The organism is Candidatus Symbiopectobacterium endolongispinus, assembly GCF_018777385.1.
Classification (GTDB): Bacteria; Pseudomonadota; Gammaproteobacteria; order Enterobacterales; family Enterobacteriaceae; genus Symbiopectobacterium; species Symbiopectobacterium endolongispinus.
The window spans coordinates 220,826-234,992 of record NZ_JAFJYB010000002.1 but is presented as its reverse complement, the minus strand read 5'-3'; the positions used below and the strand labels follow the sequence as shown (position 1 = coordinate 234,992).

The 14,167-nt window shown below is 45.8% G+C and carries 13 protein-coding genes and 3 pseudogenes; 7 read left to right on the top strand and 9 right to left on the bottom strand.

From position 1 onward, the window contains the following. Positions 1–177: 177 nt before the first annotated feature. Both JZM30_RS07765 and JZM30_RS07760 read left to right on the top strand, forming a co-directional pair. Positions 178–1,160: pseudogene (locus tag JZM30_RS07765) on the top strand (helix-turn-helix transcriptional regulator). A gap of 98 nt (positions 1,161–1,258) precedes the next feature. Beyond that, positions 1,259–2,597, top strand: a pseudogene (locus JZM30_RS07760) (MmgE/PrpD family protein). Positions 2,598–2,646: 49 nt separating this feature from the next. Here the strand turns inward: JZM30_RS07760 and JZM30_RS07755 are convergent. After that, positions 2,647–3,813: a dienelactone hydrolase family protein gene (locus tag JZM30_RS07755; RefSeq protein ID WP_252318784.1), complete on the bottom strand. Its 1,167-nt coding sequence runs from the start codon at positions 3,811–3,813 to the stop codon at positions 2,647–2,649. Positions 3,814–4,194: 381 nt separating this feature from the next. On the opposite strand from JZM30_RS07755, the gene JZM30_RS07750 reads away from it, so the two are divergent. The 5 genes from JZM30_RS07750 (at position 4,195) to JZM30_RS07730 (ending at position 7,615) form a co-directional block, all read left to right on the top strand. Next, positions 4,195–4,962 carry a hypothetical protein gene (locus JZM30_RS07750; RefSeq protein ID WP_252318259.1) on the top strand — a complete coding sequence of 256 codons (768 nt, stop codon included), beginning with the start codon at positions 4,195–4,197 and terminating at the stop codon, positions 4,960–4,962. Between the two features lie 131 nt (positions 4,963–5,093). Continuing rightward, positions 5,094–5,459 carry a hypothetical protein gene (locus JZM30_RS07745; protein WP_252318258.1) on the top strand — a complete coding sequence of 122 codons (366 nt, stop codon included), beginning with the start codon at positions 5,094–5,096 and terminating at the stop codon, positions 5,457–5,459. A gap of 263 nt (positions 5,460–5,722) precedes the next feature. Then, on the top strand, positions 5,723–6,067 hold the full coding sequence (locus JZM30_RS07740) for a hypothetical protein (RefSeq protein WP_252318257.1): 345 nt from the start codon (positions 5,723–5,725) through the stop codon (positions 6,065–6,067). Positions 6,068–6,171: 104 nt separating this feature from the next. Beyond that, positions 6,172–6,642 (top strand): hypothetical protein, encoded by a 471-nt coding sequence (locus JZM30_RS07735; protein WP_252318256.1) that lies wholly within the window; start codon positions 6,172–6,174, stop codon positions 6,640–6,642. Positions 6,643–6,763: 121 nt separating this feature from the next. After that, entirely contained in the window at positions 6,764–7,615 is an 852-nt protein-coding gene (locus JZM30_RS07730) for a hypothetical protein (RefSeq protein ID WP_252318255.1), read from the top strand. Between the two features lie 828 nt (positions 7,616–8,443). Here the strand turns inward: JZM30_RS07730 and JZM30_RS23890 are convergent. From JZM30_RS23890 to aceF, 8 genes and pseudogenes are all read right to left on the bottom strand, one after another. Continuing rightward, positions 8,444–8,593 carry a PIN domain-containing protein gene (locus tag JZM30_RS23890; RefSeq protein WP_308167144.1) on the bottom strand — a complete coding sequence of 50 codons (150 nt, stop codon included), beginning with the start codon at positions 8,591–8,593 and terminating at the stop codon, positions 8,444–8,446. Positions 8,594–8,646: 53 nt separating this feature from the next. Continuing rightward, complete coding sequence (locus JZM30_RS07720; RefSeq protein ID WP_252318254.1) at positions 8,647–8,874, bottom strand: ribbon-helix-helix domain-containing protein; 228 nt, start codon at positions 8,872–8,874, stop codon at positions 8,647–8,649. 12 nt (positions 8,875–8,886) lie between these two features. Further along, on the bottom strand, positions 8,887–9,537 hold the full coding sequence (locus tag JZM30_RS07715; RefSeq protein ID WP_252318253.1) for a Gfo/Idh/MocA family protein: 651 nt from the start codon (positions 9,535–9,537) through the stop codon (positions 8,887–8,889). Continuing rightward, a complete protein-coding gene (locus JZM30_RS07710; protein ID WP_252318252.1) occupies positions 9,467–9,874 on the bottom strand; it encodes a Gfo/Idh/MocA family protein in 408 nt (135 codons plus the stop codon). Before JZM30_RS07710 ends, JZM30_RS07715 begins: the two co-directional genes overlap by 71 nt. Before the next feature lie 295 nt (positions 9,875–10,169). After that, on the bottom strand, positions 10,170–10,613 hold the full coding sequence (locus JZM30_RS07705) for a hypothetical protein (protein ID WP_252318251.1): 444 nt from the start codon (positions 10,611–10,613) through the stop codon (positions 10,170–10,172). Positions 10,614–10,640: 27 nt separating this feature from the next. After that, positions 10,641–10,985 (bottom strand): class I SAM-dependent methyltransferase, encoded by a 345-nt coding sequence (locus tag JZM30_RS07700; RefSeq protein WP_252318250.1) that lies wholly within the window; start codon positions 10,983–10,985, stop codon positions 10,641–10,643. Positions 10,986–11,290: 305 nt separating this feature from the next. Further along, on the bottom strand, positions 11,291–12,715 hold the full coding sequence (lpdA, locus tag JZM30_RS07695; protein ID WP_252318783.1) for a dihydrolipoyl dehydrogenase: 1,425 nt from the start codon (positions 12,713–12,715) through the stop codon (positions 11,291–11,293). A 216-nt stretch (positions 12,716–12,931) separates the two neighbouring features. Further along, positions 12,932–14,152: pseudogene (aceF, locus tag JZM30_RS07690) on the bottom strand (dihydrolipoyllysine-residue acetyltransferase); the annotation flags it as partial. Positions 14,153–14,167: the final 15 nt, after the last annotated feature.

Genomic DNA, 14,167 nt, shown 5'->3' with positions numbered 1-14,167 from the left:
CCGTAATCCGACGTCATAAAGACAAAAATGCTACTGAGAAGTATTTGCATTACCAATTTGACGCCGACATTGTTACATTTGTGCTTCTGGAAAGGGTTTGCGCCAGACGCAAAGTCTTTTGCATAAGCGCCAATATGGATGGTAAAAAACCACGTTAACCATAGGTGATAGAAACTCGTGCATAACAGCGTTCCATCCTCCAAGGCGATTTACAAAGATCATATCGTTCAACAATCCAGTCTGGTCTCTAACCAGTACCGCTTTGTCGGGCCGCGATTGATTGATGAAACACCGGTGCTATACGGCAGCTTTAGCGTGATGCCACTTAATCGCCATCTGATTTTGCACACCGCTGATGTGATCAATTTGCACAACATGAAAACGCAAGGTCAGTTGGAAGATGCGATCAAACTGGCTATCGTGGTCAACGGGCAGGCACAGGTCAGCTATGACCACCAGCAGTTGCATCTCAACAAGGCGCAGCCCGCCTCGCTGGTGTCGTCGCTGATGTCTCCGGTGCTGTTCACCCGCATCGGTAAGCGTGACGAGTACGAGCGCACCCTGTCGCTTACCTTTAGCCACGAGTGGTTGTACGGCAATCTTTTGGATTCCGTTGACCAGTGGCGCACCCTCTATGACTTCACCCAAACGCACTTAGCGGTGCACCACTGGATGCCGTCACGTCAGGCAATGGCGATCGCCATGCAGATCCTTAATTCAGATCCCTGCTCCACGCCGTTGCAGCGTTTGTAATTGGAATCCCAATGCCTGAGCCTGATCGTTGAAGCCTTCAGCTCTTTGCTAAGCACCGCGCAGGAAAAAATGCGCGTGTGCCACTGCGCATCTACCATCGGGTGCAGGAAGTACGCGATATGTTGGAAAGTGGAGCGGCGGATCAACTGTCGATGGAAGAGATCGCCAAGCAGGTCAATATGAGTGAAAGCACCTTACAGCGCCATTTTCGTCAGGCGTTTAATATGAGCGTGTTTGAGTACCTGCGCCGCAACCGACCGCAACGCGCCATGGTCGCCATGCAAAAAGAAGGGCTGGGTATCGTGCAGGCCGCCCATATCGCGGGTTATAACAGCCCGGCCAACTTCTCTACGGCATTTCGCCGCGCATTTGGCATCACGCCGGGACAGCTCAAAGACCGTTTCTGAGTGTGATGCAATGCAAATGCAAAATTTGCGCTATACAGCGTGCGGTGCTTTCAATTATACATATAGGTATTCATGTATTTACTTGATTTCCTTTTCAAATGACCACATCGCACGATATCACCGCCACACTCGCTCATCACATCGTTAACACCATACCGGATACTGCAGCGCTCAACGCCGCGCGCGACGGCGTAATGTATTTTGTCGCCACCGCCCTCCCCATTGCCCAAGGTGCCATTCACGACAGCAATCTGACGCCACTGCGTCAGGTGTTTTCCGCCTCGGACAGCCTGACGCGCAGTGTGATATTGGGTTATGTAGGGCATGCGCTCGATTTTGATGACTACCACCCCGCTTTTCGCGGCCATCCTAGCATGGTGATTCTGCCTGCATTATTTGTGCTGAGCGCTGAAGACACGCGTTTACGTGAAGCGGATTTTCTCGCTGCCTATGTGATTGGCGTAGAAGTTGCCGGGCGCATCGAGCTCGCGGCCGGCGCACGCCACTACGGCCTCGGCTATCACAATACCGCGACGCTGGGTGCGATTGCCGCCGCAGCGGCGGCGGCGCGTTTGCTGGGTGCTTCGGTAGCACAAACACAGAACATCCTCGGTCTGGCGGCAACGCAGGCGGCAGGATTGCGTGCGCAGTTTGGGTCGACAGTAAAACCGCTGCACGCCGGCTTGGCTGCCCGTGCCGGGTTAACCGCCACCAAACTGGCATTGGCGGGGTTTAGTGGAAACGCCGCGCAGGTACTGGATGATTTTCTGTCATCACACTGCGACGGACAGCAGCACCCGGAGAAATTGAGTGAAAACTGGGGCACGCCCTGGCGTATTGTCACGCCAGGTCTGGAATTTAAAAGCTATCCCACCTGTGGTGGCACGCACAGTGCAGGGGAAGCCGCTTTTGCACTACGCCAGCAATGGCTGGCGTAGCACGGTGATATTCCTTCGCTGATCGCCAGCGTTGAGAGCATTACGGTTGCGTTCCCCCCCCCCCCCCGGCGGAGACGTTGCCCCATTTATTCATAAAGCCGCCACCGGCATGGAGGGACGCTTCAGCCTGGAGTATGTGATTGCCGCGGGCCTGTTAGAAGGAGAACTGACGCTGGCGCGCTTTGCTGAAGGCCCGGTTGATGAGGTTATCGCGGCGCTGGCAGATAAAGTGAAACGTCAGCCGGATGCCAGCGCACCGCCGGATGAACTTAACCCTGATGCGCGCTTTCACCGTGTGACGCTGCACCTGACAGACGGTGAAAGCCTTACAGTGACGGTCACTCGCCAACAAACTGTGGCCCACAAAACAGATCTCATCGCCAAACTGCGACAAAACATCCAGTCGCTGCCGCAACTGGATGTTGCGCGGATTCGGGCAAGCTGTGCGCTAAATAAACCGGGCGATATCGCTTATCTGAATCAGTTGTTGCTCAACTAACAGCGAAAGCACAACCACAGGGGCGGTAATGTGCCCCGCGCCTGCGATATTACGGTTTTGGCATTAAGTAACGATCCAGCCAATCAAACACTTCCGCCTGCTGTTCCTGATAGAACACATGCCCTAACTCAGGCCACATTTTGGTTTCCAGCTTGTTGTCGGCGTTTTGTGATTTCCACACGCGGTGCATCTTATCGTAGGCACCTTGTACCGTGCTTTCCGGGAACAACTTATCTTTACCATCGTTAAAGAACAGCATGGGATTAGGTGCCGCGACGCTGGCCACATCGGGGAAATCAAACTGCGCAGGCAAACCGGGGTGCAACATATAGAACGCAGACTGACCACGAAGCACGTTATTGCCCGGCGTCATTAGCCCATCATAGGTGCCAATCCACGAAACGGCGGCCGTTGCTGCCACCTTGTCGGAAAGCGCCGCCAACTGCCAGGCGCGGTAAGCCCCCATCGAGAACCCAACGACGCCAACACGTTTGGCATCCACCTGCTTGAGCGAAGCAAGAAAATCGGTAGCGCGCATATCTTCATACGCCATCTCGCCCGCCAGTGAGCGACCAAGATTAAAGAAATTGCTCGCCAGCGCCTGTTGCTGCTCATACTTCAGCGGACCGCGATCTCCCCAACCGATAGCATCCACCGCCAACACCACATAGCCGCGTTTCGCCAACTCGTCACCGACAAAACGACCAGTGAAAAATTTATCGGCCCACGCCTGTGCCGATGCCAGTTTCTCGGCGTTGCCCCACGGCTTGATCATCTTCTCTTTGCCGATATCAAACTTTGAGCCGTGATCGTGCAACAAGATAATCGCCGGATGCGGATCCGGAGTTTTGGGTGTTAGCAGCAACCCAGCCACACGGCTTTGATCGGTGATATTGAATGCCACCTTCTCGGCGACATAGCCATCCCGCTCTTCGCGCTCAATTGTCGCTGGCGCAAAATCACGGTGCGAATCTGGCGTCAGCAACATAGCCAGCAGTTTCTGCCGTGCCTCGGTTTTCCAAACAGTGAAATCCTTCACGTTACCTGACAGCCAGGATCCAGGATAGGTGAGCTGCTGTTTGAGCTCGGGATAGAACATCGGCAACCCCTCTTCGGTTACCGCAGACGTTTGGTAGGTCATGTCGTTCGCCATCGCTGAAGCACTACAGAAACACGCCGCCATAAGTGCAGCGCAGAAGCGTACCGAAATGCGCATGATAATAGCCATTAAAATAAAACACCGTTTCTTTTTGAGAATTTATTGTAAAGCGCTGGAAGAAAAATAAACGTGTACTCGCCACACTACGAGCAATCACTGCAAGCATCCCTTAGCGGGCGAATATGTTGTGTTTCGCACACAATAATGTGACATGCAGCACATTTCAATCCAGTTAATATCAAATGCCATTAAAGAAGGTCTTTGAAAGCTATAATTGGATATATCTAAAATCATTCATTGCTATATCTAAAGTGATTAACAAGTAATGCATGTTATTTATTAATGATTATGAGATAAATGGCGTTTATTTATACTGGGTGATATTGAAGTATTTGTTTTTTAGGGGGAGAATTACTGTTTTATAGGTATATGAGTGTAATGCATATCAGACAGGCTGATTCTGCTCGAGTAATTAATTCGGTTGAACTACAACATGCAAACTCTACGATTACCGATACTAAAAATCATTTTTTAAGTAAACTCCTTTCCACGAAAAATAGTCCTTATACTTCTGAAGTGAAATCAGATCATACCAATAGAATCAAAGTGAATGATTGGAGTTTTAAATCTGTGTTTCAAAAATTTATTTTTGCTAGAAAGGAGAAAGATAAAGAACTAGAGAGAATTCTCTTCGAAGGAAAATCCCTTCAGCATATGGCAGGCATTACACGTGATTCGATTAAAGAAAAACACATGGTATATCCTCCGGCTTTCTCTCTGAAAAATAAAAAGCTGGTCGCAGGTGCTCTATTGTTAAATTATACCTTGCCAAATAACACACAAAGTGCCAACTCAATGTTAAGTATTGCAAATGATAACAAAGAATACAATCATAGATTTCCCGGAAACGCATCTTACTGGTATGATAAACAACTGGTTAATAGTGGACGTTTAAACAAAGACACTTATACCGTCGATCCTGTTACTAAAAAATCCATATCCCGTGGACATAAATTAAAAAAACATAAGCCCTTGCTGAGGTTTTCCCAAATAAATGAAATAGACAAAAGTATTGTGATGTTTTTAATGAAAATAACATTCCAGAATGCAATAATACAATCTTCACAAAAAGAGAACTTATTCCTGTTGTTGCTAAATATATTTTCAATGGATCAGTGGATTGTGTTAGCAATGCGGATGCAGTGAAAAATTTAAGCAGTTATATATTGAAGGTTACTGGTCAATACGGGGCCGCTGGCGGTGAATCACTATCTTATGAGCGGGCTGAAGTAATTCTTCGTCACTGGTTTTTTTAAAGATTTTAGGGATGATGTCAAGTGAATATATTGCAAAAAAGAGCTAGCTACTCTCATCCAGAGACTTATACATACTATGAATTTTTTCAATCTTTAACTGGAATACAAAATAATTTATTTTTGCAATGTGCTAACGATGATATATATAAACATGATTGTTCTCGCATGATTTATTATATGTTCGAAAAAGAAGTCCCTAACCTTAACGATTCTGTCTTTAAAGTTATGACTACATTATTTTCTGATTCGTATTTTTCTTCTTTCTATGTCGGGGATAAATTCCTAAAGGAAATTAATTTATTCGAATACTCGACTGAAGATGCAATAGTAGTTGGAGATATAATCTGGGATTTGGCAATTAATGAAAAAAGAGATTTATTTTATTGATCTTTTTAAGACGCCCGCTCTTTCTTTTATGACTGGTAATAACCCCAGGCGATTTACTGGAGTAAAAAAATCACAATTAGAACCTCACTTATGGCAATTAATGAGTTTGTCAAATATCGAATAAAGGGGGGGGACTTACCCGAAGAGTAGTTAATGCTTATAACGATCATCGGCAAGCTATAAAAAACCTGATTGAACATCCCCAAAAAAACTATGGTCTATATCATGATTGTCATCTTAAATCCTCACCCTTAGCATATGAGATGAATAATGTAACTTCTGGAAGAAATTATCACATAGGAAAACGTCGTAATAATATTATGAACAGGGGTGATAAATATTGTATGGCTAACTTAGATAGGTTAAACAAAGAGTATAATAATCAGATACTCTTGATGATTAATAGTTTTGCTCATCTTGAGCATACCCTCATCAGGGCTGCATTATATCGTGCACCTATAGAAGATCGTCATGTTATATTTAGCCCTGACTCAAAGGTTTATGCTTTTAATTGCAACAATAAAGATTGTGACTCATGGTATTACAACCACTATCATCGAGAAATCTATAACTTGCTAAAAAACAAAGTTAATATTTGTCATAAATAATATGAGTACATTTTTTTACAAACTCCAGCTTGATGATTCTAATAAGTACAGCCTTATTAAGATCGAACCTCACTTGAGCTCTATTTTGAAAAATATTTTTTACCATGGATATTTTAACCCTAGCCGAAAAAATTGTGGGTTGGGAGAGTATTCCAAATGGTAATAGTTTTAATGGATTAATAAACTATTTTATTTTGAGTTATAAAGCTAAAGTTTATGAAGTACTTTGCAGTGAAAGAGAAAAACCCTCAAAAAATGTAAGATTAGATATCAGAATGAGTTCATTGACCACATATTATGAAGGCAATAAGGAATTCATGCATTCCGAAAGCATTATTGATACCCCAATCTCACTCAGAGAAGCTATTCATGTTATTTCCAGCCAGAAGATTATGGCAAGATCTGAAAAAATCGTGAACGGGAATGATAATAGTACAACACCATCAAACGAGAAGATGCCAACGATATCTAAACTTTTATTGCTTAAGCCGCATGAAATGAGAGGTATCGATTTTGGATTTGAGACGATTAACGGGTTTAGTAAGGTTTTTTGGAAAAAATCACTGCGCACTTAAGTAAGTCTGAAGAAACAAATCACTTATCAAAAAAATCAAGTCGTCAGAATTTACTGAAAATTTATTATCCACATCATCAAAGCATATAGTTTTTGCGCTATTGCCAAATTCAAACGTGACTGTGCCAGTTATCAAGATTGGTAAAGTAAAGAAAAATGATGTTTATGCGATGATTAATCATGAGAAAGATGAAGTTTTTGGTAGGTATTACAGATTAAATGATGGCGTGCTTTATTTGATGAAGAAATTTCATGATAATAGGAATGATATTATACTTGATGGTGTGGTGTATAATGCTACAGAAAAAAATGTGATAAAGCATGATTATTGCGAATTGAAGTTACATCGTGAGCTTGGTTTTACTAACGATTTTGAGAAATATCATTATAGTTCAGAGTCCTGTGCTTGGCCGGCGCCAATATCTTATCTTAAAGAAAAAAATGCCAGTTATTATAATGTAATCCTTTCCTCAATAATAAATCTACGAGATCTATCAGATATCGCATTGAATATCTTATCTGATATTAAAGACGATCGTTTGATTGATTTCTATAAAAAGAATGCGGGGATAGCGATCGATCATAATGATTGCATATTTATAAAAAACAGCATGATTAAGGTTAGGAATAAAATTCATTATTACCATAAACATTTTGAACTCCTTTTTAAATTATCAAGGGATTATAATGATAGCAATTTGGCGTATTTTATCAAAGCAAGAAACATTGTTTTTATGCCACAATTGTTTGATTATAAATATCCTGGTTTTACATACGTGATACTTCATGAGATTTTTCACTCCATAGGCATGGGCGATTATTTTTACCACTTAGTTATTGATAGAGGTTACCAGGATGGTATTAGTATGATTGATTATGTAAATATTGTAACAGAAAGAGTAAGTAACCGTTTTACCCTATATAAAAATTGTTCTCCCGGTGGCAATTTTTATGCAAAGCAAGGTTATCCATAAAATTATACGATTACTAATGAAGAACTGATGGTATTAATGAAAAGATATATTGAACTTAAGCCTAAAGAACTTAAGGAAATGACATTGAATGATGCAGACACCAATACAAATCTGATGTTACAGCTTGCTCGCTTAGATGAACATGGCAGTCGAATATTATTATCATCACCATTTATTTAAATCATGAAAACCGTAGGTCCAATCATACATTGTTATTCGACGAAAAAGGTAAAGGAGAGCAATGTACTGTTTTAACTGAGTCGTTTAATGCATCGAATGATGTGTGAGCTTGCCCGCGTAATGTGGGTAAGTCGCTAGCAAAGTTTCTGGATTTAGGATTGTTCCGGGCGGAGACAGTATCAATGGTATATGTGGCTTTCTTTAGCCACATATACCCGACATACTTCAAGTTGCAGGTGCGCTGGCTACATTCACTGACCCGAATCACTTGCTTAACTAAGCTCATCGGGGTGCATTCACTTTCCGCCACAGGTATTTTACCTATAACGTTAATATCATGTTGTTAATAGGGTATGAGAAACCTATTTTCACTTTGAATTTGAAGCGGACCAGACAGATTAAAATGGATTTTAGTCCCAAAGCGCGTACGGCATGATCACACCGGATTCGGGACCAAAGTCTTTTGGATTTCGAGAAATCAGTGTTCTGAAGCTTACCTGAGTCGTCGCCCAAATAATTGCATCCGGCATTTTTATTCTAGATTCACGTGGAATGCTAAAGGCACGTTCAGATACTTCATCGGTCACAGGCAGTAACAAAAACTGCGCTAAAAACTGACGTGTTTGTGCTTCTTGCTCTTATGACATTTTATTTAGCACCGACCATCACCTCCATCCAAGTGATAACGCTGATGGCCGGTTTGTGATTAAATTTATCAAGGATATCGTTAGCTTGTGCAATACCGTTTAAGTAGTCGATCAATATCTGAGTATCAAACAAAGCCAATTGGGCAATCATTCCCACGTCTCGCGGATCTGATTTTCATAGAAAATCCCATCAACCTTGTTGTTTCACCACAAGCCAAATGCATTACTGCTGCCATCCGCACGATTCTTTTCCAAATAATCCGCCACGGCTTGTCTGATAATCTCAGCACGGGCCACATGGCGAATGGCCTTCAAGTTATCCAATTGCCGAAGATCTTCTTCAGGTAGATCGATAACGATGCGGATCATGGGTATCTCCCATAAATGACGATTGATATACACATCGTAGATCAAAATAACATTTTTCTTCACTACCGGTAAGCGTTAAGCGCCCTCTCCGGGAAACACAACCCCCCACTGTCGCCGCAATTCATCCATCTGCGTCATAATCGCCAGGCTCTTCTCAAGCGGCATCAACTCACATTCGATTTTGCCTGCGCGCAAACATGCCATGACAGCGGCTGCCTGATAGTTATAGCCATTGCCATCAAGCGGGAAGGTTACCGTGACTGGTGCTTCGCCAATCACCGACAGCGTGGCGGAGGTCGCTTTGGAGAATTCGGGAATAACAATGGTCCCCTTATTACCGATAATCCGCGCTTCTTTTTGCGTCGGGGTGTTGATCGAGCAGGACAACATCGCCACTTGCCCATCGGGATAGAGCAGCGTCATGGCAGAAAGGTCATCCACACCAGTTTCGTACAAGCTGGCAACGCCGGTGATCGTGGATGGAGCCTGCCGGAAAACCCAGGATGCAAACGAGATGGGGTAAACCCCGACATCCATTAATGCGCCGCCGCCACGATGCAAGCCCACTTTGCGATCTTCGGCAGGTCCTTCACGACGAAAACCGAAATCAGCGCTGACCATACGCACCGGGCCGATAGCATCCGCATCAAGCCATTCACGAACTTGTCGGTAAACTGGGAAGAAGCGCGTCCACATGCCTTCCATCAGAAAAAGTTTTTTTTTCACGCGCGACGCGGATTACCTCTGCGGTTTTATGACGATTCAAGGTAAAGGGCTTCTCACAGAGCACTGACTTACCGTGATTCAGGCATAACAAGATATTGTCTTTATGGGTGCTGTTGGGCGTGGCGATATACACCACGTCAACATCGGGATCGCGGACCAACGCCCCATAACTGCCGTAGTATTTCTGCGCGGGAAAACGCTCGCCAAACTGTTCAGCATGTTGCAAAGAACGAGAACCCACGGCATAAAGTTCCGCATCCGCTAATTGGCCCAGCCCCTGTGCAAAGCTTTTCGCAATAGTGCCGGTGCCCATGATTGCCCACTTGATGGTTGCCATCTCTTTTCCTCAATCAACCTGACGTTGTTTTAAAATACCGTTTTGATTTTGGATGTATAGCAGGAAAAGCAAAAAGTGTCAGTGTGATAGTGTTTAACCATCGTTAAAGCGCCTTCATAACCCTGCCCATCTCAGCATTACCATTGCTACGATGCAGGGGGCACAGTTGATGCGATGACGTGGTGGCTCCCGAGCGTGTGGCACAGCGTTGCCAAGGGCTGAGCCACTCTGCGTTGCGTGATTAATGAGAGTTGTTCAGCCATTCTGAACTCAGAAGCCTGTGTTTAGCTCCCCATCAGCTCAATGCGATTTTTAACAAACGACTCGTGATATTCTTAGTCTTTCGTCGCTTCGATAATAGCCGCATGGGGGCGTTGAGATAGTCGTCAAGTTCGCTATTTGGGGGATCAGGCGGCAACAGTTTTGGCCAACGGATAGCCTTAAGACCCGCTTGGCATAAAATGTTATTTAACGTTTGTTCGGACCAATAAAGAGCCTCAATATTCACGTTATAGAGAGGGAAGCAAAGGTGTAGATCAATAAGACTACCGTCTGAACGCGGCCCTTTTTCTGTAAGGCGAAATCCATATTGACGATAATATTCAGGATTTGGATTAAAATGTGGATGTATCGGTAAAGTTATCACACGGCCACCGGACTTCAGTAGATGGGTCATCGTCTTCGCCAGTTCAAGGAGCGTTGATTTATCCGGAATATAAGGGATAACATAGATAGCCAAGACGATATCAAATTTTTCATAGTGGCTTTAATCTATTGCTGAAAGATACGTTATTCCTTTACCGGTTCCCTCTTCTTTCTTTTTTGAGAAACGTAACATCCCCTCTGATATATCATAACCAAAAATCTTTTCGGCACCTTTTTCATGAAGCCAGCGAGTAATAATACCGGACCCACAACCAAAATCCAGAACGGTTAATCCGGTGAGATTGCCCAGTAATTTCTCCAATGTAGGAAGTTCAAGCTGATGGCGATAAGGCAATAAGAACAAATTCTCATAAAGCTCGGCGTAGTCATCAAACGTTGTCACATCGAAATGTTGTGCTGCTGGCGGTAAATCAGAGTGTGGCATCATTCTATTTTTATTTTTCATTGAAAAACTTCCTTCATACTTATCAGTCAATTATCTCCATCACCGCTGCTTTAGCATCGCGCTAATAAGACAGTGAATGCAAAGGAGGCTGAGTCATTAAAGAAAACGACCACCGAAACTATAGCGATATGCTTTATGTATAGTTTTAGCGAAAAAATTAGCAAGCATTTTGCTAAAAATAGATGTCTGGAGAGAATAGGAGCTTTTATAACAATCGATTACGTGGTTAGGGGCGAGGTGATAAAGACCGATAAAAAAAATCCGGCGTCTAAGCGCCGGATTTTCATGCCTGCAAACCTGAAAACTTATTTTTTCTTCGCTTTCGGGTTCGGCAGGTCGGTGATGCTGCCTTCGAACACTTCAGCCGTCAGGCCAACAGATTCGTGCAGAGTCGGGTGGGCGTGAATGGTCAGCGCGATGTCTTCCGCATCACAGCCCATTTCGATCGCCAGACCGATTTCACCCAGCAGTTCGCCGCCGTTGGTACCGACAATCGCGCCACCAATAACACGGTGCGTTTCTTTGTCGAAAATCAGTTTGGTCATGCCGTCCGCGCAGTCAGAAGCGATGGCACGGCCAGACGCCGCCCACGGGAAGGTAGCCGTTTCGAAGCTGATACCTTTCTCTTTCGCTTCTTTCTCTGTCAGACCAACCCATGCTACTTCCGGTTCGGTGTAGGCAATGGACGGGATCACTTTCGGATCGAAGTAATGTTTTTTGCCCGCGATAACTTCAGCGGCCACGTGACCTTCATGCACGCCTTTGTGCGCCAGCATCGGCTGACCGACGATATCGCCGATAGCGTAAATGTGCGGCACGTTGGTACGCAATTGTTTGTCAACGTGGATAAAGCCACGCTCATCAACTTCAACGCCCGCTTTACCGGCATCGAGGTTTTTACCGTTCGGCACACGGCCGATAGCCACCAGCACCGCGTCATAACGCTGCGGTTCAGCAGGGGCTTTCTTGCCTTCCATCGAGACGTAGATACCGTCTTCTTTGGCTTCTACCGCCGTGACTTTAGTTTTCAGCATCAGGTTGAATTTCTTGCTGATGCGCTTGGTGAAGACTTTAACAATGTCTTTATCCGCAGCCGGGATCACCTGATCGAACATTTCAACCACATCGATCTGAGAGCCCAGCGCATGGTACACGGTGCCCATTTCCAGACCGATAATACCGCCGCCCATGACCAGCAGACGTCCTGGAACGTTTTTCAGTTCCAGCGCATCGGTGGAATCCCACACGCGCGGGTCATCATGAGGAATAAACGGCAGTTGAATCGGACGAGAACCTGCGGCAATGATTGCGTTATCGAAGTTGATCACGGTTTTGCCTTCGGCACCGTCAACTTCCAGCGTATTCGCACCGGTAAATTTACCCAGACCGTTGACCACTTTCACTTTACGGCCTTTCGCCATACCGGCCAGACCGCCCGTCAACTGGGTGATAACTTTCTCTTTCCACAGACGGATCTTGTCGATGTCGGTTTGCGGTTCGCCAAACACGATACCGTGCTCCGCCAGCGCTTTCGCTTCTTCGATAACTTTTGCTACGTGCAGCAACGCCTTAGAAGGGATACAGCCCACGTTCAGACACACACCACCCAGCGTGGAGTAGCGCTCTACCAGTACGGTTTCCAGCCCCAGGTCCGCGCAGTGGAACGCCGCAGAGTAACCCGCTGGGCCAGCACCCAGTACCACTACCTGAGCTTTAATTTCTGTACTCATCATGACCTCTTAATTGATTTCCGGCTGGTCTGTGACGTCATTATTATTGAGTCTTAACGCCCTCTTCCACCGGGACGTGTCTTTTGCCGCTGTAGTTTACAAAATCGTTAACAATTTTGAAACAACAAGCGACTAACGATTTGTCCTTAATCACTGACAGCTATAGAAAATAACAGCTTATCAGAAAAAAGCCGACCGTAAGGCCGGCTTTTTCGATTATATCACCAGGCGGCGGATGTCAGACAAGGTGTTGTTGATGATGGTGATAAAGCGAGCACCATCAGCACCGTCAATGACACGGTGGTCGAAGGACAGAGAGATCGGCATCATCAGACGCGGCGTAAACTCTTTACCATTCCAGACCGGTTCCATCGCAGACTTGGACACACCCAGGATAGCCACTTCCGGCGCGTTGACGATCGGCGCGAAGTGCGTGGTACCGAGGCCACCAATACTGGATATGGTGAAGCAGCCACCCTGCATTTCGCCCGCAGTCAGCTTGCCATCACGGGCTTTCTTGGAGATAGCCATCAGCTCGCGAGACAGCTCGATGATGCCTTTCTTGTTCACGTCTTTAAACACCGGAACCACCAAACCATTCGGCGTATCAACGGCAACACCGATGTTGATGTATTTTTTCAGCGTCAGACGTTGAGCATCTTCAGACAGCGAGCTGTTGAAACGCGGCATCTGCTCAAGCGCAGTCGCAACGGCTTTCATGATGAACACCACAGGGGTGATCTTCACGTCAAGTTTGCGTTTTTCCGCTTCTACGTTCTGCTGTTTACGGAACGCTTCCAGATCGGTGATATCGGTTTTGTCAAAGTGCGTAACGTGCGGGATAACCACCCAGTTACGGCTCAGGTTGGCACCAGAGATCTTCTGGATGCGACCCAGTTCAACTTCTTCCACTTCACCGAACTTGCTGAAGTCCACTTTCGGCCACGGCAGCAGACCCGGCAGAGAACCACCAGTCGCAACGCCCGCAGCAGGTGCAGATTCAGCGCGTTTAACCGCGTCTTTTACGTAAGCCTGGATGTCTTCGCGCAGGATACGACCTTTACGGCCGCTGCCCTTCACTTTCGCCAGGTTTACGCCAAACTCACGCGCCAGACGGCGGATAACCGGCGTTGCGTGAACGTAAGCATCGTTTTCAGCGAACTCGCCTTTGGCGTCTGCCTTGGCAGCAGCCGGTGCAGGTGCAGCGCCTTCCACTTCAAACACCATGATCAGCGAGCCGGTTTTCACTTTATCGCCGACAGCCACTTTGATCTCTTTCACCACGCCAGCCTGAGGAGAAGGCACTTCCATGGAGGCTTTGTCGCCTTCCACGGTAATCAGCGACTGTTCAGCTTCTACTTTGTCGCCCACCTTCACCACCACCTCGGTGACTTCAACTTCATCTGCACCGATATCCGGTACGTTGATTTCGATAGCCATTACTCTTTCCCT